The 21500-nt window shown below is 59.2% G+C and carries 17 protein-coding genes, 1 tRNA gene and 1 pseudogene; 7 read left to right on the top strand and 12 right to left on the bottom strand.

What is annotated here, in order from left to right; genetic code table 11:
• Positions 1–11 precede the first annotated feature (11 nt).
• From rutD to rutF, 3 genes are read left to right on the top strand one after another with little or no spacing between them, the layout of a single operon-like run.
• Positions 12–815 (top strand): pyrimidine utilization protein D, encoded by an 804-nt coding sequence (gene rutD, locus ACZ5WQ_RS15960; RefSeq protein WP_464383660.1) that lies wholly within the window; start codon positions 12–14, stop codon positions 813–815.
• A gap of 12 nt (positions 816–827) precedes the next feature.
• Positions 828–1418, top strand: coding sequence for a malonic semialdehyde reductase (locus ACZ5WQ_RS15955; RefSeq protein WP_228247616.1), 591 nt, complete (start codon positions 828–830; stop codon positions 1416–1418).
• Between the two features lie 11 nt (positions 1419–1429).
• Entirely contained in the window at positions 1430–1942 is a 513-nt protein-coding gene (gene rutF / locus ACZ5WQ_RS15950) for an NADH-dependent FMN reductase RutF (protein WP_233048931.1), read from the top strand.
• 42 nt (positions 1943–1984) lie between these two features.
• On the opposite strand, the gene ppnN is transcribed toward rutF, so the two are convergent.
• The 3 genes from ppnN to ACZ5WQ_RS15935 all read right to left on the bottom strand — a co-directional run bounded on the left by ppnN (position 1985) and on the right by ACZ5WQ_RS15935 (position 6710).
• On the bottom strand, positions 1985–3358 hold the full coding sequence (gene ppnN, locus ACZ5WQ_RS15945) for a nucleotide 5'-monophosphate nucleosidase PpnN (protein WP_464382659.1): 1374 nt from the start codon (positions 3356–3358) through the stop codon (positions 1985–1987).
• A gap of 153 nt (positions 3359–3511) precedes the next feature.
• Positions 3512–6388 carry a bifunctional diguanylate cyclase/phosphodiesterase gene (locus ACZ5WQ_RS15940; RefSeq protein ID WP_464382658.1) on the bottom strand — a complete coding sequence of 959 codons (2877 nt, stop codon included), beginning with the start codon at positions 6386–6388 and terminating at the stop codon, positions 3512–3514.
• Between the two features lie 235 nt (positions 6389–6623).
• Positions 6624–6710, bottom strand: a tRNA-OTHER gene (locus ACZ5WQ_RS15935).
• A gap of 182 nt (positions 6711–6892) precedes the next feature.
• Between ACZ5WQ_RS15935 and ACZ5WQ_RS15930 the strand changes: the two genes are divergently transcribed.
• Positions 6893–8263 carry a tyrosine-type recombinase/integrase gene (locus ACZ5WQ_RS15930; RefSeq protein ID WP_464382657.1) on the top strand — a complete coding sequence of 457 codons (1371 nt, stop codon included), beginning with the start codon at positions 6893–6895 and terminating at the stop codon, positions 8261–8263.
• Positions 8264–8992: 729 nt separating this feature from the next.
• Complete coding sequence (locus tag ACZ5WQ_RS15925; RefSeq protein WP_083729504.1) at positions 8993–9586, top strand: hypothetical protein; 594 nt, start codon at positions 8993–8995, stop codon at positions 9584–9586.
• A 209-nt stretch (positions 9587–9795) separates the two neighbouring features.
• Here the strand turns inward: ACZ5WQ_RS15925 and ACZ5WQ_RS15920 are convergent, their stop codons facing one another.
• On the bottom strand, positions 9796–10446 hold the full coding sequence (locus tag ACZ5WQ_RS15920) for a hypothetical protein (protein WP_464382656.1): 651 nt from the start codon (positions 10444–10446) through the stop codon (positions 9796–9798).
• Between the two features lie 200 nt (positions 10447–10646).
• On the opposite strand from ACZ5WQ_RS15920, the gene istA reads away from it, so the two are divergent.
• Positions 10647–12191, top strand: a complete 1545-nt coding sequence (gene istA / locus ACZ5WQ_RS15915) for an IS21 family transposase (RefSeq protein ID WP_464382655.1) — start codon at positions 10647–10649, stop codon at positions 12189–12191.
• Positions 12192–12205: 14 nt separating this feature from the next.
• Entirely contained in the window at positions 12206–12961 is a 756-nt protein-coding gene (gene istB, locus ACZ5WQ_RS15910; RefSeq protein WP_464382654.1) for an IS21-like element helper ATPase IstB, read from the top strand.
• 181 nt (positions 12962–13142) lie between these two features.
• On the opposite strand, the gene ACZ5WQ_RS15905 is transcribed toward istB, so the two are convergent.
• The 8 genes and pseudogenes from ACZ5WQ_RS15905 to narH form a co-directional block, all read right to left on the bottom strand.
• Positions 13143–13841 carry an anaerobic ribonucleoside-triphosphate reductase activating protein gene (locus tag ACZ5WQ_RS15905; RefSeq protein ID WP_464383659.1) on the bottom strand — a complete coding sequence of 233 codons (699 nt, stop codon included), beginning with the start codon at positions 13839–13841 and terminating at the stop codon, positions 13143–13145.
• A gap of 123 nt (positions 13842–13964) precedes the next feature.
• Positions 13965–14114 (bottom strand): anaerobic ribonucleoside-triphosphate reductase, encoded by a 150-nt coding sequence (gene nrdD / locus ACZ5WQ_RS15900; protein WP_464382653.1) that lies wholly within the window; start codon positions 14112–14114, stop codon positions 13965–13967.
• Positions 14115–14142: 28 nt separating this feature from the next.
• Positions 14143–16160 (bottom strand): annotated as a pseudogene (locus ACZ5WQ_RS15895) (ribonucleoside triphosphate reductase).
• Between the two features lie 280 nt (positions 16161–16440).
• Positions 16441–17433, bottom strand: coding sequence for a GTP 3',8-cyclase MoaA (gene moaA, locus ACZ5WQ_RS15890; protein ID WP_464382652.1), 993 nt, complete (start codon positions 17431–17433; stop codon positions 16441–16443).
• Positions 17434–17477: 44 nt separating this feature from the next.
• Entirely contained in the window at positions 17478–18428 is a 951-nt protein-coding gene (locus ACZ5WQ_RS15885) for a peptidylprolyl isomerase (protein WP_464382651.1), read from the bottom strand.
• 79 nt (positions 18429–18507) lie between these two features.
• On the bottom strand, positions 18508–19203 hold the full coding sequence (gene narI / locus ACZ5WQ_RS15880) for a respiratory nitrate reductase subunit gamma (protein ID WP_464382650.1): 696 nt from the start codon (positions 19201–19203) through the stop codon (positions 18508–18510).
• Entirely contained in the window at positions 19190–19951 is a 762-nt protein-coding gene (gene narJ / locus ACZ5WQ_RS15875) for a nitrate reductase molybdenum cofactor assembly chaperone (RefSeq protein WP_464382649.1), read from the bottom strand. Before narJ ends, narI begins: the two co-directional genes overlap by 14 nt.
• 2 nt (positions 19952–19953) lie before the next feature.
• Positions 19954–21492 carry a nitrate reductase subunit beta gene (narH, locus tag ACZ5WQ_RS15870; protein WP_464382648.1) on the bottom strand — a complete coding sequence of 513 codons (1539 nt, stop codon included), beginning with the start codon at positions 21490–21492 and terminating at the stop codon, positions 19954–19956.
• Between the last annotated feature and the right edge of the window lie 8 nt (positions 21493–21500).

Raw genomic sequence — 21500 nt, 5'->3', positions numbered from 1 at the left:
CCGCGGCCGTGATGCATATCGAAATCCACGGCCGGCGTGATGCCGACGCCCCGACGCTGGTGTTCAGCTCGGGGCTCGGCGGCGCGGCGCATTTCTGGATGCCACAGCTGGATGCCCTGACCAGCGACTATCGCGTGGTGCTGTACGACCAGCTCGGCACCGGCAAGAGCCCCGCCACGCTGCCCGCCGACTACAGCATCGACGCCATGGCCAGCGAGTTGCGCACGCTGCTCGCCAGCCACGGCATCGGCGACTATCACCTGATCGGTCATGCCCTCGGTGGTCTGGTCGGCCTGGCACTGGCCATGCAGCAGGCGCCGGGGCTGCGCAGCCTGACGCTGATGAACGCCTGGTCGCGGGTCAGCTCGCATACCGCGCGCTGCTTCTCGGTACGCAAGCAATTGCTGGCCGGCAGCGGCCCGGCTGCCTACGTCGAGGCGCAGGCGCTGTTTCTCTACCCGCCGGACTGGATTGCCGCCAACATCGAGCAGTTGCAAATCGACGACCGCAAGCACGTGGCCGGCTTTCCGCCGACCGACAATCTGTTGCGCCGCATTGCTGCTCTGCAGGCCTTTGCGCCGGATCTTCAGGCGCTGGCCGGCATTCGCCAGCCAACGCTGCTGATCGCCAACCGAGACGACATGCTGGTGCCCTGGCAGTGCTCGCGAGAGCTTGCCGAGCAACTGCCGAACGCCCGCCTGGAATGCTTTGACTACGGCGGCCACGCCTCCAGCGTGAGCTGCCCGGACACCATCAATACGACGCTCAGGCGCTTTCTTGCCAGCGTCATTCACGACACCGAATACGCCGCCTGAGTGAGGGCAACCATGCACGAACCATTGGATCAAAGCGCCCTGGCGCAACTGTTTACCGAGGCCCGCAGCCACAATGGCTGGCTCGATCAGCCGGTGCCCGACAGCCTGCTGGAAGCCATCTACAACCTGACCAAAATGGGCCCGACCTCGGCCAACTGCAGCCCGGCACGCTTCGTGTTCGTGCGCACCCGTCAGGGCAAGGAGATGCTCAAGCCGTGCCTGTCATCGGGCAATCTGGAAAAGACCATGAGCGCGCCGGTCACCGTAATCGTTGCCTATGACTCGCGCTTCTACGACGCACTGCCCGAGCTGTTCCCGCATGCGGACGCACGCAGCTGGTTCACCGGCAGCCCGGAGATGATTTACGAAACTGCCTTCCGTAACAGCTCGATGCAGGCCGCCTACTTCATCATGGCCGCCCGCAGCCTGGGACTGGATACCGGGCCGATGTCCGGCTTTGACGCCAAGGCACTGGACGCCGCGTTTTTCAGCGACAGCCACTGGAAGTCCAACCTGTTGATCAACCTCGGTTACGGCGACAGCAGCAAGGTGTTCGACCGTTTGCCGCGTCTGGCCTATTCCAAGGCCTGCATTCTCACCTGAAGGAGCCCGTCATGCTCGCAGCCAAGATAGTGGAACCCATGCCCGCCCCGGTCACCAAGGATGCTTTTCGCAACGCGATGTCGGTGCTGGCGTCAGCCGTCAACGTGGTCACCACCGATGGCCCTGCTGGCCGCGCCGGCTTCACCGCCACCGCCGTGTGCAGTGTGTCGGACGAGCCGCCAAGCCTGCTGGTCTGCCTCAACCGCAGCGCATCGGTCTACGACATCTTTCAGACCAACGACCATCTGTGCGTGAACACCCTGACCTGCGAGCAGCAGGCGCTGTCCAACCTGTTCGGCGGCAAGACGGCAATGGATGAGCGCTTCGCCAGTGCCGACTGGAGCACCGATGTCAGCGGTGCGCCGATGCTGGATGACGCGCTGATCAACTTCGATTGCCGCATCAGCAACCGGGTTGCCGCCGGCAGCCACGACATTCTGATCTGCGAGATTCTGGCGATCCGCCAGCGCGACAGCGGCGACGGCCTGGTGTACTTCCAGCGCCGCTATTGTCAGCCGGTCTGACACGGGGTGCCTCGCCGCGCTGACGGCGAGGCACCTCCTGCTTCAGCTGACCACGCGGTAACACGGCTCGTAGTCGGCGCCACCCGGCAGTTTCATCCGGTGCTGATCGACGAAGGCCTGCAGCAGCGCATCCAGCGGCTGCATGATGCGCGGGTCGCCGTGTATACGGTACGGCCCGTGCTGCTCAATCAGACGAATACCCTTGTCCTTGACGTTGCCCGCAACGATCCCGGAAAAGGCCCGACGCAGGTTCGCCGCCAGTTCGTGCGGCGGCATGTCCAGGGTGAGCTGCAGCGCTTCCATGTTGGCGTGGGTCGGGTCGAATGGGCGCTGAAAACTCTCCTCGATGTGCAGCAGCCAGTTGAAGTGGAAGGCGTCGTTACGCTCGCGCCGGAACCGCTCCACCTCCTTGAGGCCGGCGGCCATGCCGCGCGCGACCTCGATCGGATCGTCGATGATGATGCGGTAGTGCTGCTGCGCCTCGGCGCCCAGGGTCGCACCGACAAAGGCATGCAGTTGCTGCAGATAGGCCTCGGCGCTGCGCGGGCCGGTGAGGATGACCGGGAACGGCAGATCACGGTTGGTCGGGTGCATCAAAATACCCAGCAGGTAGAGAAACTCCTCCGCCGTGCCGGCGCCGCCCGGGAAGATGATGATGCCGTGACCAACCCGCACGAAGGCCTCCAGGCGCTTCTCGATGTCGGGCATGATGACCAGTTCGTTGACGATCGGGTTGGGCGCTTCGGCGGCGATGATGCCGGGCTCGGTGATACCCAGATAGCGCCCCTCGACGATGCGCTGCTTGGCGTGGGCAATGGTTGCCCCCTTCATCGGGCCCTTCATCACACCAGGCCCGCAGCCGGTGCAGATGTCGAGATTGCGCAGGCCCAGTTCGTGCCCGACCTTCTTGGTGTACTTGTACTCCTCGATGCTGATCGAGTGCCCCCCCCAGCACACCACCATCTTCGGTTCCAGCCCGGGGCGCAGGGTGCGCGCGTTGCGCAGCAGATGGAAGACGTAGTCGGTGATGCCGGCGGAGCTTTCCAGATCTATCCGCGGGCCGCCCAGTTCGCTTTCGGTATAAACGATGTCGCGCAGCGCGCTGAACAGCATCTCGCGGGTACTGGCGATCATCTCGCCATCGACAAAGGCATCAGCCGGCGCGTTGATCAGCTCCAGCCGCACGCCACGATCCTGCTGGTGAATCTGCACTTCAAAATCGGCGTAAGCCTCAAGAATGGTCTTGGCGTTATCGACGCGCGCGCCGGTGTTGAGAATCGCCAGCGCACACTGGCGGAATAGCTGATGCAGGCCACCGGAGCCGACCTTGCCGAGCTGTTGGACTTCACGTTGAGAGAGGGTTTCCAGGCTGCCTTTGGGGCTGACCGATGCATTGATTACGTTGGGTCTTGTCATGCGAGGCTTCCTTGGCAGACACCGACGACCACGCCGTCGGGTGACGATAGATACGACCGCGATGGTCGCAAAGGCGCCTTCATTCTCGACCCCGGCAGCCTGCCTTGGCAATCGCCGGTGGCGCAAAATGGCGCCCGAGAGGCAGGTAACCGATCAGCTGGTTGCCAATGACTCACGACTGCGTCCCAGCGCGGCCGCTTCAACCGGGCGACCAAACAGGTAGCCCTGAAACACCTCACAGCCGCTGTCGACCAGAAAACGCATCTGCTCGGCGGTTTCCACGCCCTCGGCCACGACGCCCAACCCGAGCGTTCGCCCCAGCGCCACAATGGTGCCGGCTATCGCCGCGTCGTTGGCGTCGGTGAGAATGTGGTCGATAAAGGACTTGTCGATCTTCAGCTGATCCAGCGGCAGTCGCTTGAGATAACTGAGCGAGGAATAACCGGTGCCAAAGTCATCCAGCGAGAAACGGATACCCATCTGTCGCAGGGTGCGCATCTTGCCGATGGTACGCGGCAGGTTGTCCTGCAGCATGCTCTCGGTCAACTCCATGCGCAGCCTGGCAGCAGGTGCGCCCGTGGCGTCGATGACAGCGGTTACCTGATCGACAAACTCGACCTGATTCAGTTGCCTGGCACTGACGTTAACGGCGATATGCCAGTGGGCGCGTTCCGGGTCCTGTGCCCAGCTGACCAACTGGCGGCAGGCCGTTTCCAGCACCCATTGACCTATCGGCAGGATCAGCCCGCTGTCCTCGGCCAGCGGAATGAAGGTGGCCGGCGAGACCATGCCACGCTGGGGGTGCTGCCAGCGGATAAGGGCCTCGACACCCAGTATCCGCTGCTGCCCGTCCACTACCGGCTGATAGAACAGGCAGAACTCATGGTTCTCCAGCGCCTGACGCAGGTCGCGCAGCAGCATCGCGCGCGCCACCACCTCGGTCTGCATCGCCGGATCAAAGAAGCATACCTGATCACGACCCGCATCCTTGGCCCGATACATCGCCATGTCAGCCTGTTTGACCAGCTCCTCCGGCTGGTCATCGATCAGGGAGAACAGCGTGACGCCGATACTTGGTGACACACCCAGCTGCAGACTGCTGAGCTGATAGGGCTCACCCAGCCGCTGACGAATGTGCTCTGCGCGCGCGGCGACCCGGGCGATGACCTGGTCCAGATCACTGCCCAGGTCCTCAAACAGCAGCACAAACTCGTCCCCACCCAGCCGGGTCACGGTGTCCACGTCACGAACCACTTGCTGCAGCCGTCCGGCGACCTGACACAGCAGTGCGTCTCCCTGGGCATGACCAAGGGTATCGTTGATCTCCTTGAAGTTATCCAGATCGATCATCAACACCGCACCGTAACTGCCGCTGCGCACAGCCTTGCGGGTCGCCTGCAACAGGCGTTCGGTCATCAGCCGGCGATTGGGCAGGCCGGTCAACTCATCGTGCAGAGCGATATGCAGTGCCTGCGCTTCAGCCTGCTTGCGCTTGGTAATATCGGCGCGGATGGCGATATATTGCTCCGGCAGGCCGTTGTCACCGACAAAGGGCACGATGGTTGTCTGCACCCAATACAGCGAGCCATCTTTCGCCCGGTTGCAGACCTCGCCATTCCAGACCTCGCCCTGGGTAATGGTGCGCCACAGATCGACGAAGAAGGCCCGCGGATGGGAGCCCGAATTGAGCAGGCCATGGGTCTGACCGATCAGCTCATCACGGGCGTATTGGGAGATCGCGCAGAACTTGTCGTTGACCTTGGTAATCACGCCACGCGCATCAGTGAACGCAACAATGGCATGAGCGTCCAGTGCCAGCCGAATATCACTGTTCTCGCGCATCGACAGCTCCAGCTTTTGCAGGTTCCGCTCGCGCTCAGTGGTATCGGTAAAGATCGCCATGACGCCGTCGCCATCAGGCACCACGATGGCGTGGCCATGGCGCAGCTCTCCCTGCGGCGCGCGGTAAGCGCCATCAAGCTGTCCACGCTCACCGCGCAGTGCATTGCGCAGCAATGGCAACAGCTGCCCAAAAAGATCAGCATTGATCGCCCACTCAAATGGCCGCCCGGTCTCTGCAGAGGAAGCGCCGGCAAAGGCACGGTCAAAGGCCGGATTACGAAAGCGGATCGCCAGACTCGGATCCAGACGCACCACACCGACCGGCAGATTTTGCATCAACCTGTTCAGGTCCTGCTCCCTGGCCTGCGCAAGTTCGGTGGTTTGACTCAAAAGCGCATAGGGCTCATGAACCGCGACGATAAATGCTGCCCGATAGATAAAGATGTAGGCCAGCACCTTGTAGAAGTGCCCCAGCAGGCTGATCGCGTCAGACGGATCGACATAGCCGGTAAATGCCAGTTCACCCACCCCCATGACAAAGCTTGCCAGGCCGAGCCAGAGGAAGCGCACATTGCGTTCGCGGCGGAAACGGGTGAACAGCCAGCCGGCCAGCACCAGATTGGCTGCACACAGAGCGTATTCAATCCGAGCCTTGAACGCTGTGACGCCCTGCCCCGGCACAAAGGTATCCGGCAGCAGATGCAAGGCATATACACCCGTCAGCAACAATCCGGCGAACAGCAGCAGCGCAGCTGCCAGCCAGCGCAACGGTGTGCCGTGAAAGCGCACTCCGGCAGCAACCAGCAGCAGCGACAAAGCCTCGACACAGCGCCCTGCCAGCCAGAAAAAGATGGAGAGTTCGATGCTGCCATCCACGATCAGTGACGGCATGCCGTCATACGCCAGGGCATGAGCCAGATCAGCGCCCGCCACAAGAGTGAAGCCGAAGACCAGCACATTGGCCCGAGGCATATCCCGCTTGCCCAGCGAACCCCAGGCGATCGCAACAACCATCACCGACACAATGACCGCGACCAGCTCAAGCAACAGGTGAAGCGACAGATAATCCTGCGGCCGCTCGACAAAAAGCGGGATGCGCGGAAGAGACAGGGCAACCACCATCAATGCAGCCGACACCAGGCACGCAAACATCGCGAACCGCCACTTAGGGTCACCACCAGGATGCATTCGAATACTCCGCAAAGCCAGACAGCTGCAGCGCCCGTCGCAGCAGGGTTACGCAAGACACAAGCAATGCCAGCCCGCCTGACGGGCCACCATTGATGCCCAGTTGCATTGGCGTATCGCCGCCGGGCGGCGGTGCTTCCGAGCACGCCAAGGGTCGGGCAGATCCGATCTGCCTCTTGCAACAACCGCTGAAAAACAAAAAAGGCCTGCGATTTCTCGCAAGCCTTTTGTGTTGTGGTGCCGGCACCAAGAGTCGAACTCGGGACCTACTGATTACAAGTTTTATCAGCAGCCCATATTCCACAAGGCTTTCGGAACAGGCAAGGCAAAAATAATTCCTGCATCCCCTTGAATCTCAAGAAAAAAGCAGGAGTTGTTAAGGGAAGACTAACAGATTTGGAAGCGGCGTCAAAGCCCTACCCCAACCCTACCCCGGGGCCAAATCCCTACCCAAAACCTACCCCGAAAACCGCCTATGGAGGCCGCATGACCATACGACAACCCATGAATGAGCTGACCGTAAAACGCCTGAAGTACGACCCCAAACAAGGCCGATTTGAATATCTCGACCCGCCCATGCATGGGCACGGCACATTCGGGGTCAGGGTCAACAAAACCAGCAAAAGCTTCATCCTCCTGTACAGCTTTCACAATCACCCACGCAGGCTGACACTTGGAAAGTACCCGGCCATGTCGTTGACTGAGGCAAGAGAGCAGGCCGCTCAAGCCATCAACCTTCTCGCCCAGGGCATCGACCCTGGGCAGAAAAAGGTCGCGGAGCTGTTCGAGTATCGCGAAAGCCCCACCTTCGCCGAGGCTGCTGCAATCTATCTGGATCACGTCAAACTCAAGAACAGCGAGAGGACACTGCACGAGTACAAGCGACTCTTGGAGGTCGACTTTATCCCTCACCTCGGCCGCATGAAGATGGTCGATATCAAACGCAAGCAAGTCATCGCTTTGCTCGACGAGAAGGCCAAGACTGCGGGCATCCAAGCGAACCGCAACCTGGCAGTCATCCGCGCGATGTTCAACTTCTGCGTAGACCGGGACATCCTGGACGCGACCCCGCTGGTGCAGATGAAGAAGCTAGTCAAGGATGTGCCTCGAGAACGTACGCTCAATCGTCACGAACTGGTCTGGTTCCTGCGCGAGCTCACCGCCCCCTACCTCAATGAGAATACCCGCTTCGCTCTGCTTCTCAGCCTGATGCTGGCACAGCGCTCCGGTCGCATCGTAGAAATGCGCTGGGTAGATCTAGATTTTTACGACTCCATGTGGGATCGCAGCGGCAAATTCGAAAAGAATAACAACCCCATCGCGATCCCCTTGTCGGATGAGGTTATGGGCATCCTGAAGTACCTCAAAAACAAACAGCGCAAACAGATCGAGGATCACAAGAAAAAAGGCAACGAATTCGCTAGCCGCACGGGGCAATATGTATTTCCCGGACGCTTCCCCGGACAGGCTCAGACTCAACCATCACTAAACCGCGCCATGCATCGAATGTACACGGCCTACGTCAAGGATATGGACAGGGTTGAGCACGAAGGCCTGCTCCGCGTCGCAGACGGCTACCCTCGCCCAGTGGTACATGACCTGCGCAGAACCGCCACCACACACATGACAAGCCGAGGGCTTGGCAAAGACGTTCGCAGTCGAATCCTTAACCACAAAGACATGTCGGTCGACGCAGTCTACGACCGCTATGCGTACTTCGATGAGAAGGCAGAAGCGCTATCCGAATGGCACGCGTTCTTGCGGGGACTATTTGAACGTGAGTTCGATGGAAAATCCTGGATCGAAGTCTACGGCGACAAGCTCAATGAACTTGAACCCTCCCAACACGACGACGCAATGACTCCGACTCCCTAAGAGTCGCATTAAGGCTGCGCAGGTGAAGATAGAGCAGCTTCACCTGCGCCTAATACCCGCTATATGCGCCTCCCTGGCGCTACCAGCCATGCGAGCAGCAAACAGCATGACTGCGCATAAATTTAAAAGGCCGCCCCTTTCGAGACAGCCTTTTGAACTACTTCTTTTGCCCTTGGATTCGCGGTGGTGCTTTTTAACCTGCCGAAAATATGTGCCCAAGCGCCTACTCGAGCATCGAAACAGGCCCGAGACCTCGGGTCAACGCCTAAGGAGGTCAAGCTTCAGATACCCTCCCCCATCAACTGCTCATCTCCGCGCCCGTCCGATTCTATTGAAAACGTCCCGTGGAGATTTTCGGCCAAGAAACAACCTGCTCTACGTTGAAATCTGTCCAATTTTTACGTCGTAGTGGTTTTGGATTTTGCGTAGACGCGCGGAAATTCATTGGGTTTTGACCAGTATGTAGCGGTCGCTATCGGTAGCCGGAGGGCGTTTCTACGCTTCCTTGTTGATGCACTCCTCGTTGTGGCAGGTATAGACTTGTGTAAACACTAGCTGGGGCAAAGGGGTTGACATCACTAATGTCGGTGAACAAAAATCTATGGGCCTGGGGAGGCACCCTGCTGCGATGGGAAAAAACCCCCTGTTTATATTGATTTTTCGCCTTTTCGGGCCAAGCAAGCAGCATGCAATTACCGAAATTCCGGTATGGGCCAATGGAGAAAAATCATGTCTGCTGCAATCGACTGCTACAACGATCTGAAGTACCTGTCCTACCAATTCAAAGACGATAGCCTGACGCATTGCCAACGGCTTGATCTTCTTTGCCGCGCGCTCGGCTTCAACAACCGCCATCACTTCGAGCAAAAGATCACCGAACTCCCTGATGTCCAGATCGGCAAGTACTCAACGAAGCTCATGCGACAGGCTTGCGCTAGAGTCCTACCCAAACCTAACGTGCCCTACTATGAGTTCATCGCCCAGAGCGAACGCCGTATGCGCTTTTACAGTCTCTGGGCCGGATGGGACAAGTGCGGGAGGGAAGTTCGTATTCCGAGGGATCTGGATGGGGCTTTCGCAGTTCCACGCTTGCGTGTGCAAATGGATGCGCCTGTGTATGTGATTGAAACTGATCGCCAGTTGGTTGCATGGCGAAATACCTGGTTCGGCATGGCTTATGTGCCTGAGGCACTTGCTCGGGAACATATGAAGGAAGCTTTTGCACGTATTGAGGCGGTGATTAAAGGGCCTAGGAATAAAGCCTATGGGCTGGAGGAAGATTTCAACGATAACTATGCAACGTGGTACCCGCTGGGCAAGTAATCAGGCTGCTGGGGCTGCGATGCAGCCCCATTTAGAGCTGAGGCCTCAACAATAGAATCGAGCCGGCCGGATTAACCCACCGAGCAAAAACGAAACGCTCAAAAATTCAGACCTGGCCTGCGCCAGCCCAGGTCAAAGGTGACATCCTGATTCTAAGCCTGTAAATGCTCGACAATGCATATCGGTAGCACATATCCACCATGAGTCGGTTACTTGACCTCATCATCGCTAGGCCCGCGCATGGCAGTTTCAAATGAGTTGAGGTCTTCGTCGGAGGGGACGGTCATTGTCGGTATCGCTCGAATCCCATCCGCAATGTCTCTACGGCTCAGATTGCAGATGATCACCTGGCCGCTGTTAATCTGATATTCCAAGGAGCCACACCAGCGATTCATGTACCCAACGGTAGGTGTCAGAACAGCAGCGCTGGGTCGCTTTCTCATCTGGTGCTTTGCTAGCGACATCCGCAGGAGCTCCATCCGAGTGAACAGTATTTGAGTACGCTTCAGGTCATCCCTCATCGTCTCGACGAGCTCTGGCTTCTCGACGAGTAGGGTGAGTTCATCGATGCGCCTTTGGATCGTGTAGTTCTCGTAGCCTATGGGCTGCTGCAGTTCCTTCAGCTTTAGGTGCAGGCCGCCGTTGTCTGCTGCTTTGAGGTACTTGCTGATTTTCTCACGCCATGTACGCATCAGCTCGTAAGCAGAGAAAATCCACATCTGTGACTGCGCAGACAGGAAAATCGCCTGATAAAGCGTGTTTTTCTCATTGCATTTACTACGAAGGTATCCGTACTCAAGACCCATGATGAACTCATCCACAATCGTGAGATTCATCGCTTGGTTGCTGAAGTCGCTCATTCCGTTTGAACGTGACCGCCTGTTCTGGGCTATCGTGACCGCTTATTCCGTTTCATCGTGACCGATTTTGGGTGCTTGCCCGGAATCGTCGGTCACGATGCCGGAATCATCGGTCACGTTCCCCCGGGATCACTGCCAACACACTGGAATTCTTCAACTTAATCGCGCATACCGCTTCCTTTTACCACGAGGAAGAGCGGATGCCGGCTGCGAGGATTTCCATGCGACAGATCACCGAGGTCTTGCGCCTCAAATACGAAGCCGGTCTCAGTCACGAGCGCATTGCCCGTGCCTGCGGACTCTCCAAGGGCGTGGTCGGCAAGTACGTCAGCCTGGCCCAGGTTCAGGGCGTTACCTGGCCACTGCCGAAGGACCTGGACGAGGTTCGGCTTTACGCGCTGCTGTTCCCGGCCAAGGCGCCACCGTCACGCTTTGCCGAGCCCGACTACTTCCAGGTTCATCAAGAGCTCAAAACCAAAGGCGTCACTCTGCAACTGCTCTGGGCCGAGTATGTAGAACGCCACGGCGACAAGGCCTATCGCTACAGCCAGTACTGCCACCACTACCGGCTCTGGCGTGGCCGGCAACGCCGCAGCATGCGACAGGTCCATCGCGCTGGCGAGAAGATCTTTATCGATTACTGCGGCCCTACTGTGCCGGTGGTGGACCGCTCTACCGGTGAGGTGCGCAAGGCCCTGGTCTTTGTGTCAGTGCTGGGCGCGTCCAGTTACACCTTCGCCGAGGCCACCTGGAGCCAGAGCCTTCCAGACTTGATCGCCTCCCACCAACGGATGTTCAGGTTCTTTGGCGGGGTACCGGAACTGCTGGTTCCGGATAACCTCAAGGCAGCGGTGACCAAGGCGGACCGCTACAGCCCGACGATCAACGAGACCTATGCTGAGCTGGCCTGCCATTACCAGACGGCGGTGTTGCCAGCACGGCCCTACAAACCCAAGGATAAGGCGAAGGCTGAGACGTCGGTGCTGCTGGTTGAGCGCTGGATCCTGGCGCGGTTACGGCATCAGATGTTCTTCTCCCTGGCCGAATTGAATGCCGCCATTGCAGCGTTGCTACCAGCCCTGAACCAGCGCCCGTTCCAGGGGCGGACCGAGAGCCGTCAAAGCTTGTTCGATGCCCTCGACCGACCGGCGTTGCGACCGCTGCCGTCAGCGCCCTATACCTACGCCGAGTGGCGCAAAGCCCGACCGGGAATCGACTACCACATCGAGATCGACAAGCGGCTGTACAGCGTACCCCATGCCTTGGTGGGGTTGGTTCTGGACGTACGGGTAACGGATACCGCCCTGGAGGTCATGCACAAGGGCCAGCGGGTGGCGTTACATCCCCGCCACGGAAAGAGCCGCTTCGTGACCCTGACCGAACACATGCCCAAAGCGCACCAGGCCCACAAGGACTGGTCGCCACAGCACTTCCTCAACTGGGCCAAGGACATCGGCCCCGGCACGCTGGAGGTGGTGCAGGGCCAGCTCAAGGACCGCCCTCATCCAGAGCATGGCTACCGCGCTTGCCTGGGGTTGCTGAATCTCAGCCGGCGCTACAGTCGTGAACGCCTTGAACAAGCCCGTGCCCGGGCGGTGTCGATCAACTCGGCCAGCTACCAGAGCATCACCTCGATCCTGAAACAGGGGCTGGACCAGTTCCCGCTGCCTCTGGCCGACGATGAGCGTGACCTGACCGACCTGCCGGCGCACACCAACGTTCGCGGCCCGCATTACTACCACTGATCCCGGAGAAACCTATGCTGACTCACAACACACTCAACACCCTGCGCCACCTCAAGCTAACGGGCATGTGCGACGCCCTGGAACAGCAACGGGCGCAACCGCAAACCCACGATCTGGCGTTCGAGGAGCGACTGGCCCTGCTGGTGGACCGGGAAGTACTGCACCGGGAGAACCGCCGTCTGGACCGGCTACTGAAGGCTGCCCGCTTGCGCGTGCCGGCCTGCATCGAAGACATAGTCTATCGCCACCCGCGAGGGCTGGAACGCTCCCGCATGGCAGGTCTGGCCAGCTGTGACTGGATCAGACAATCGTTGAACCTGTGCATCACCGGTCCCACCGGCTGTGGCAAGACCTGGCTGGCCTGCGCCCTGGGCAACCAAGCATGCCGGCAAGGGCTGTCTGTGCGCTACCTGCGGGTGCCACGGCTGTTCGAGCAAGTGCGGATCGCCCACGGCGATGGCAGCTACGCCCGCCTGATGACGCAGCTGTTGAAAACCGATCTGCTGATCCTGGACGACTGGGGCATGCAGAAGGTCAATGCCCAGCAACGACAGGATCTGATGGAGGTGATCGAGGACCGTCATGGACGCGGCTCAACGCTCATTGCCAGCCAGCTACCCACCGAACACTGGCACGAGTACATCGGCTCCGCCACGCTCGCCGACGCCATCCTGGACCGGCTCCTGCACGGCGCTCACCGGCTCAATCTGAAGGGAGAATCACTGAGAAAGGCCAACGCTCAAAACACGGCGCTGGTTGACACATCGTGACCGCTCAGAGTACGAAACCCGCTCCAGCGTGAAGGCCGTGTGCAAATCGGTCACGATCCCCAGAATGACCGGTCACGTTCGCCGGAATACGCAACTTGATACAAATCAAGTTCAGCCTGCTGGATAGCAAGTAATTCAACGCAGGATGCACCTGACGGAGCCTCTGAAGGTTTACGTAACATCAGGCTTCACGCAGCTCGAAACGGGGAAAGAGTTGTTGCAGGTACGGCCACAATTGCAGGGCCTCAGCCGGGGCCACACTGGCTCCTAATGTCGAATCAAACATGCGCTGCCCGCGCGCCAGCTGCACCACAAAGTGCTCCACGCCCTGCCCGGCCAAACGCTCGGCCAAGCGCTGCAGGCGCAGGCAATCGAACAGCTGCCAGTGCACGGTGCTGCGGCATTCGTAGGCCACGCCACTGTCTAGCAAGATATCCAGGCTGTGCCAATTGGCCTGGCCGCTGCCTGTCACGCCGGTAATCAGCGCGACGTCTTCTTCCAGCGCCTTGACGTCAAAGCCTACCCAGTCACACAGGGGCAGCACCCGGCGGAAAGCACCGGGCTTGATCCCTGCGCTGTGCAAGCCGACTTTAAAACCCAGCTCACGCACTTCACGCATGGCTCCCGGCAAGGCTTTTTGCAAGGTGGCCTCGCCGCCGCTGAACACCACGGCCTCAAGCAGGTTGCGACGCTTGCACAGAAAACTCAGCACCTGCGACCAACTTATATCGGTGGGTATGCGGGCGCGGATAAGCTCTGGGTTATGGCAATAGCGACAGCGCCATGCACAGCCCTGACAGAACACGACACAGGCCAGATGGCCGGGGTAATCGAGGGTGGTCATGGGTAACAGGCCACCGACGCGCAGCGGTGTGTCCAGCGTTGCGTATGAGCCGAACTGTTGGCGGGGGCCAGTCATACAACCTCCTTGCTAAACCAAGAACGCCGCCCGTACAGACCTACACAACCGTGCGTTGGTCAGGCGGCGCTGGTTAGATAGCGCTTACTTGGACTCGACGAAATGTCGCCGCTCACGGTGCTCGGGCTGCTTGCCGAGGTTGAATGCGGCTACCGGGCGGTGATAACCCATCACCCGGGTCCAGACTTCACAGCGCTGACGTTTGGCTTCTGGCAATTGCTGGGCTTGATTCATGATGATGCTCCTTGTTGTGGGTAAAGGGTTAACCGCCGAACGCACCGCAGCAGGACTTCTTCTGCAGCAGAGCGTCGTCGCATTTCGGGCAGAATTCGTGCTCACCGGCTAGATAGCCGTGCACCGGACAGATCGAGAAGGTCGGCGTTACCGTCAGGTACGGCAGGCGATAGCGCCCCAGGGCGGTGTGCACCAGTTTTTTACAGGCCTCAGCGGAGGAAATGCGCTCGGCCATGTACAAATGCAGCACGGTGCCGCCGGTGTATTTGCATTGCAGCTCATCCTGCAACTCAAGGGCTTCGAACGGGTCACTGGTGAAGCCTACGGGCAGCTGTGAGGAGTTGGTGTAGTAAGGCGCCTCGGGCGTACCGGCCTGGAGAATGTCGGCGAAACGCTTCGGGTCTTCTTTGGCAAAGCGGTAGGTGGTGCCCTCGGCTGGAGTGGCTTCGAGGTTGTACAGATGCCCGCTCTGCTCCTGAAACTCGACCAAACGCGCCCGTACGTGGTCGAGCAAACGCAAGGCGAGTGCACGCCCGGCATCGGTGTGCATGCCGTGCTCATCATGGGTGTAATTGCGCAGCATCTCGTGAATGCCGTTAACCCCAATGGTCGAGAAATGGTTACGCAACGTGCCCAGGTAGCGCTTGGTGTAGGGGTACAGGCCGTTATCCATATGGTGCTGAATAACCTTGCGCTTGACCTCCAGGCTCTCGTAAGCCAATTGCAGCAACTCATCCAGGCACTGCAGCAGGCCGCCCCAGTCTTGCCGGTAGAGGTAACCCAGGCGCGCGCAGTTGAGCGTTACCACACCCAGTGAGCCGGTTTGCTCGGCCGAGCCAAACAGCCCACCGCCCCATTTGAGCAACTCACGCACATCCAGCTGCAAACGGCAGCACATGGAGCGCACCTGATTGGGCTGCATATCGGAATTAAGGAAATTCTGGAAATACGGCAGGCCGTAGCGCGCCGTCATATCGAACAGGCGCGTGGCGTTTTCGCTGTCCCAGGGGAAATCATGGGTGATGTTGTAGGTCGGTATCGGGAAGGTGAACACCCGGCCCTTGGCGTCGCCGGCCATCATCACTTCGATATAGGCGCGGTTGATCAGATCCATCTCGGCTTGCAGCTCACCGTAACTGAACGGCATTTCCTCACCGCCAATCAGCGGCACTTGCTCGCGCAAATCGTCCGGGCAAACCCAGTCAAAGGTCAGGTTGGTAAACGGCGTTTGCGTGCCCCAGCGTGACGGTACGTTGAGGTTGTAGATGAACTCCTGTATCGACTGGCGTACCTGGGCAAAGCTGAGATTGTCCTTGCGCACGTAAGGTGCCAGGTAGGTGTCAAAGGAACTGAATGCCTGGGCGCCAGCCCATTCGTTTTGCAGGGTACCGAGGAAGTTGACCATCTGCCCCAGCGCGCTGGACAGGTGTTGCGGCGGCCCGGCTTCTACCCGCCCGGGGATGCCGTTGAGGCCTTCATTGAGCAGGGTGCGCAGCGACCAGCCGGCGCAGTAACCGGCGAGCATGTCGAGGTCATGCACATGTAAATCGGCTTCGCGGTGGGCGGTGCCAATGGCCGGGCTGTAGACCTCATCCAGCCAGTAGTTGGCGGTAACCTTGCCGGATACGTTGAGAATCAGGCCACCGAGCGAATAGCCCTGGTTGGCGTTGGCCTGTACGCGCCAGTCTTCGCGCGAGAGTATTCATTCATCGATGCCGCCACATCAATCAGGCTGTGACGGTCACGGCGCAAGCGACCATGGCGCTCACGGTACACAATGTAGGCCCGTGCGGTAGCGTAGTAACCCGCCTCCATCAACACCCGCTCCACGGTGTCCTGCACGCGCTCCACATCGAGCGGCTGCTGCGGGATCAAACGGGCCAACACGGCATCACTCAGCGCGAGCACTTCATCGGCAGTGAACTCCCCTGTGGCCTGGCCTGCTGCGCCAATCGCACGCTCGATCTTGCCACGCTCAAATAACACTTCAGTGCCATCGCGCTTGAGTAAAACCTGGGGCCCGAAAGCTGCTTTCCCGGCTGTCATTCACCACCCCCAAAACACATCATCTAGTTATTTTATAAAAAATAAACACAACATGATGTGCAATCTACGCGTAAAGCCCGGATATAACTTGACCATGATCAAGAACGCTACAAAAGCGCTCGCACGACCTTGGGCATTCACCAAGGAAGGCAGGCAAAACTCGGCCTTGAGCAGCCAGCAGAGGCAAAAACGAAAAAAGCCACGTCCTGCCCCAACAGGCTCGACACGTGGCAAAAACCTGCAATGCAGGTTAAGGAGGGTATAAGGCAACAACCAGCGGCTAGCCGCCGCTGGCGTTCATAAAGCGCACCACCTGAACCTCACCGTTCACACTGAATTCATGACGTAAAGGTTTGCGGGCAAGGCCTGCATTGATGGCATTGAGCAGCGGTGTATCGGTTTCCGGGTGACGGCGCAGCAGCGCCCGCAAATCCACTGAGTTTTCGTGACCCAGGCACAACAGCAAGCGCCCTTCCACGGTCAGCCGAACACGATTGCAGGTGCTGCAAAAATTGTGGCTGTGCGGTGAAATAAAACCGATACGGCTATCGGGAAAGTCTTTCAGCCGCACATAACGTGCAGGCCCGCCACTGAGCTCGGCGCTGTCGATCAGGCTGAAGCGCTCGGCAATCCGCTCACGTACCCAATCACTGGAGCAGAAGCTTTCGCCACGCGAACGCCCCACATCGCCCAGCGGCATTTCTTCAATAAAGCTGATATCCAGCCCGCGGTTGACGGCGTAATCCACCAGTTCAACCACCTCATCGGCGTTACGACCCTGCATCACCACCGTGTTGAGCTTGATCCGCCCGAAACCGGCCACGCTGGCCGCCTCAATGCCAGCCAGCACCTGATGCAACTCGCCGGTACGGGTAATGGCGCGGAAGCGTTCGCCGTTCAGGGTGTCGAGGCTGATATTCAGCCGCTTTACCCCGGCATTGGCCAAAGGTTGCGCCAGCTTGGTTAACTGCGAGCCATTGGTGGTCATCACCAGCTCACGCAGGCCTGGCAATGCAGCAATTTGCTCACACAAACCGACAATGCCCTTGCGCACCAAAGGTTCGCCGCCAGTGAGACGAATCTTCTTCACCCCATTGCGTACAAACAAGGCGGCCAGGCGGTACAGCTCTTCCAGGCCCAGCACCTGCTGACGTGGCAGAAAGGTCATGTCTTCAGCCATGCAGTAGACACAACGGAAATCACAGCGATCAGTCACCGACATCCGTAGGTAATCGATAGTGCGACCGAAACCATCCTGCAGATTGCTGTCCATCTGGCACTCCTTGGTGCGCCAACCTCAGGCGACCGGGCTGGTGATTACTGCAACAGAGGCGAATCGGCACCTTCCAGGACTATGCCCTGGATATCCGCCGCACCGATCAGGCCTTTGATGTATTGCACCACCGCGACCTGCCAGACCCGCTGGTCCAGTTCGGCACGAATGGAGCCTTCAACCACCTCAAAGGGTAGCTGCTTACCCTCGATACGCTGGTCAACCCAAACCAGATGGAAACCGTAACGGCTCTCTATCGGTTGGCTGGCCAGCCCTTCCGGCAAGCGGAACAACTGGCGTTCGAACTCCGGTACGGTTTGCCCCTGACTGATCTGCCCGAGTGCACCGCCCTGCGCTTTTGAAGGGCAAGCCGAATAGGCTTCCACCAACTCGGCAAAGCGGCTGCCATCGGCCTGTAACTGTTTGAGCAAGCTATGCGCCTGCTCGCTGGCCAACGAGCGCCCTTCTGCGTCATCGGCCGCGCAGGCCAGCAAAATATGCCGCGCGACGAGCAGCGGCGCGCTGGCAAAGCGGGCCCGGTTGTTCTCGTAATACTGCTCACACGTTGCAGAGTCTGCACTGGGCAAGGCCACTTCGCGCTCAATCAGGGCGCTGATGGCTGCCTCTTCGCGGCTTTCGCCTTCTGCAGGCTGAACCCTGAGGCCCAGTGCATTGACCCGCTGAGTCAACAATTCACGGATCACCAACGCCTGGCTGGCCAGAAACACCGCCTCCTGACGCGTATCGGCCGGGTGATACTGCAGCTCCTGAGCAATGTTCTCGACTGCCAGGCCGACACCATTGACCTTGATCCGCGGCCACTCCTGTTCACTGGAGGCAATCAGCTCCAGGGTATTATCAGGCGCCTGAGTCTCAACCTCGCGCACCGGCGGGACAAACTCCTGCACAGCAGGCCCTGCAACAGGTGCAGCAACGGGCTCTTGCCCGCCGGCGCAACCGCCGCCACCATTTCCTCCACCGCATCCACATGCCATGACGGTATTCCTCGCTCAGTGCAGGGCACGGCGTGCCCCGCACAACAGATGATTTAGTTAAGCGCTCGCCACACGCGACTCAGCCTTTTTGCCGCACGATCTGGTAGCGCCGCCCCAGGTACCACACCGGAGCACTGACGATGTGCACCAGACGGGTGAAGGGAAACAGCACGAACAGGGTCAGACCGAGGAACACGTGCAGCTTGTACACCAAGCTCACCGGTGTAATGGCCGCCGCCGCGGCTACCGGTTGCAGGGTCACAATGCTTTGCGCCCAGTGCCCCAGCATGACCATCACCGAACCATCCATGTGCTGAGTAGACGCCACGATGGTCATAAGCCCCAAGATCAGCTGAGCCAACAGCACCAGCAGAATCATCATGTCCGAGGTGCTGGAAGAAGCACGCACACGGTCGTCGGTCCAGCGCCGTTTGATCAGCATGAGCAAGCCGATCAGGCACAGGATGCCGAAGAAACCACCGGACACCATCGCCAACAACTGCTTGTTCGCGGTGCTGATTACATGGTGATAAATCGGCTCAGGCGTAAGCAAACCCACAAAGTGACCGGCCAGGACAAACAGCACCCCGACGTGGAACAAATTGCTGGCGATGCGCATGTAGCGCTGCTCGGCCGCGTTGCGGTTGAACACCTGGCTGGAGCCTGACTTCCAGCTGTATTGCGACAGATCAAAGCGCGCCCAACTACCGATCAGGCAGATAGCCAGCGCGATGTAGGGGAAAACCCCGAATAGCAACAGATCAACCTTGGACATGACGCACCTCCGGAGTCAGCTCGGTGGCCAACCCATCCTGTTTGAAATCAACCCAATGCAACGGCACCGCAGACTCTTCACGCGCCTTGCCCGACAACGTGGTCTGGCTCGGGCAACGGTCTTGCTGCTCGGCCTGCATAAAGTCCACGGCCTCCTCTTCCCACACCTTATCCAGAGCCTCCAGCGAGTCGTCACGCACCTCGGCGGCGACTTGCTCACGCACCTCATCCATTGCCACTTGCGGGTTGGCGCCGGAAATCTGCAGCAGGGCACGCAAACAACTGGCATAGGCGCTTTCACGTTCATCCAGACGGGTGGCCAACAACGCCAGCAAATGCGCGACATCGGCCAAGCCCTCACGGGCCTCCAGGTCTTCACGGGTAGCGAGGTATTCCAGGTACAGCGGGATGTAGTCCGGCAGCTCTTTCACCCTGATGGCAAAACCGGCTTCTTCGTACTGCGCCATCAAATCGACCATGGCCTGGCCGCGATCACGGGACTCACCATGCACATGCTCAAACATCAGCAGGGACAGTGAGCGACCGCGACCGAACAGGGCACCGTAGTGCTCCTGGCCGTCCATCAGGTCATTTTCGCAAATCAGTTTGAGCAGCTCGTGCAGCGCATGGCGCTGCTCCGGGCTGATTTCACGGCTGGCGGCAATCGCTTGATCCAATTCATCACGACCGTCCAGCAGCACCTCGGTCGGATAATCCAGTAGCAACGAGATGACTTTAAGAATTTTCATGCTTAGTCCTCCCACAACTGCACGGTTTTCAGGATGTCGCGCTTGTTGGCCTTTTTCGCGCCGAACATGTTGGTGTCCGAACTGCCACTGCAACCACTGCCAAAGCTGAAGCCACAACCGGAACGCTCGGCAAAGGCATCCGTCATGGCGTCTTCACGGTGCGCGGATGGGATCACGAAGCGATCTTCGTAGTTGGCGATGGCCAGGTAGCGGTACATGTCCTCCACTTGCGCCTGCGACAGACCAACCTCTTCAAGCACTTGCAGGTCCTGCACGCCTTCGACCTGCTCGGCACGCTTGTAGGCACGCATGGCCAGCAAGCGCTTGAGGGCCAGTTTGACCGGCTTCTCGTCGCCCGCCGTCAGCAGGTTGGCCAGATAGCGCAGCGGGATACGCAGGCTGTCGACATCCGGAATCACCCCGTTCATCCCGACGGTGCCGGCGGTGGCCGCGTTCTGGATGGGCGACAATGGCGGCACGTACCAGACCATTGGCAAGGTGCGGTATTCCGGGTGCAGCGGCAGGGCCAGCTTCCAGTCCACCGCCAGCTTGTACACCGGCGATTTTTGCGCCGACTCGATCACCGACATCGGTACGCCGTCGGCCAACGCCTGCTTGATGACAGCCGGGTCATTGGGGTCAAGGAAGATATCCAGCTGCTTCTGATACAGGTCCTGCTCGTTTGGCGTGCTGGCCACTTCGGCAATACGGTCAGCGTCGTACAGCAATACGCCGAGGTAGCGGATACGCCCTACGCAGGTTTCCGAGCAGACGGTCGGCATACCGGCTTCGATGCGCGGGTAGCAGAAGATGCACTTCTCGGATTTGCCGCTCTTCCAGTTGTAGTAAATCTTCTTGTACGGGCAGCCACTGATGCACATGCGCCAGCCGCGGCACTTCTCCTGATCGATCAGCACGATGCCGTCTTCTTCGCGCTTGTAGATCGCGCCGCTCGGGCAGGACGCCGCGCAAGCCGGATTGAGGCAGTGCTCGCACAGGCGCGGCAGGTACATCATGAAGGTATTTTCATACTCGCCATAAATGTCCGCCTGGATCTTGTCGAAGTTCTTGTCCTTGCGCCGCTTGGCGAACTCGGTACCGAGAATTTCTTCCCAGTTCGGGCCCCATTCGATCTTCTGCATGCGCTTGCCGGTGAGTACCGAGCGCGGCCGGGCAGTCGGCTGATGCTCACCCAGTGGTGCGGTGTGCAGGTGTTGATAGTCGAAATCGAACGGCTCGTAATAGTCGTCGATGGTGGGCATGTCCGGGTTGGCGAAGATGTTCGCCAGCACGCGGAACTTGCCACCGATTTTCGGATTGATCGAGCCGTCCTTGTTGCGTACCCAACCGCCCTTCCACTTGTCCTGGTTTTCCCACTCTTTCGGGTAGCCAATACCAGGCTTGGTTTCCACGTTGTTGAACCAGGCGTATTCCATGCCTTCACGGCTGGTCCAGACGTTTTTGCAGGTGATTGAACAGGTGTGGCAACCGATGCACTTGTCCAGGTTCAAGACCATGCCGACTTGTGAACGAATTTTCATGTCAGCGC

This window comes from Halopseudomonas sp. T1L2, assembly GCF_055397385.1.
This window is presented reverse-complemented; position numbering and strand designations above follow the sequence as displayed.

Excerpts from the sequence above, each read along its gene's own strand:
- rutD (WP_464383660.1), top strand. The coding sequence starts at position 12 with ATGCATATCGAAATCCACGGCCGGCGTGATGCCGACGCCCCGACGCTG.
- ACZ5WQ_RS15955 (WP_228247616.1), top strand. The coding sequence starts at position 828 with ATGCACGAACCATTGGATCAAAGCGCCCTGGCGCAACTGTTTACCGAG.
- rutF (WP_233048931.1), top strand. The coding sequence starts at position 1,430 with ATGCTCGCAGCCAAGATAGTGGAACCCATGCCCGCCCCGGTCACCAAG.
- ppnN (WP_464382659.1), bottom strand. The coding sequence starts at position 3,358 with ATGACAAGACCCAACGTAATCAATGCATCGGTCAGCCCCAAAGGCAGC.
- ACZ5WQ_RS15940 (WP_464382658.1), bottom strand. The coding sequence starts at position 6,388 with ATGCATCCTGGTGGTGACCCTAAGTGGCGGTTCGCGATGTTTGCGTGC.
- ACZ5WQ_RS15930 (WP_464382657.1), top strand. The coding sequence starts at position 6,893 with ATGAATGAGCTGACCGTAAAACGCCTGAAGTACGACCCCAAACAAGGC.
- ACZ5WQ_RS15925 (WP_083729504.1), top strand. The coding sequence starts at position 8,993 with ATGTCTGCTGCAATCGACTGCTACAACGATCTGAAGTACCTGTCCTAC.
- ACZ5WQ_RS15920 (WP_464382656.1), bottom strand. The coding sequence starts at position 10,446 with ATGAGCGACTTCAGCAACCAAGCGATGAATCTCACGATTGTGGATGAG.
- istA (WP_464382655.1), top strand. The coding sequence starts at position 10,647 with ATGCCGGCTGCGAGGATTTCCATGCGACAGATCACCGAGGTCTTGCGC.
- istB (WP_464382654.1), top strand. The coding sequence starts at position 12,206 with ATGCTGACTCACAACACACTCAACACCCTGCGCCACCTCAAGCTAACG.
- nrdD (WP_464382653.1), bottom strand. The coding sequence starts at position 14,114 with ATGAATCAAGCCCAGCAATTGCCAGAAGCCAAACGTCAGCGCTGTGAA.
- moaA (WP_464382652.1), bottom strand. The coding sequence starts at position 17,433 with ATGGACAGCAATCTGCAGGATGGTTTCGGTCGCACTATCGATTACCTA.
- ACZ5WQ_RS15885 (WP_464382651.1), bottom strand. The coding sequence starts at position 18,428 with ATGGCATGTGGATGCGGTGGAGGAAATGGTGGCGGCGGTTGCGCCGGC.
- narI (WP_464382650.1), bottom strand. The coding sequence starts at position 19,203 with ATGTCCAAGGTTGATCTGTTGCTATTCGGGGTTTTCCCCTACATCGCG.
- narJ (WP_464382649.1), bottom strand. The coding sequence starts at position 19,951 with ATGAAAATTCTTAAAGTCATCTCGTTGCTACTGGATTATCCGACCGAG.
- narH (WP_464382648.1), bottom strand. The coding sequence starts at position 21,492 with ATGAAAATTCGTTCACAAGTCGGCATGGTCTTGAACCTGGACAAGTGC.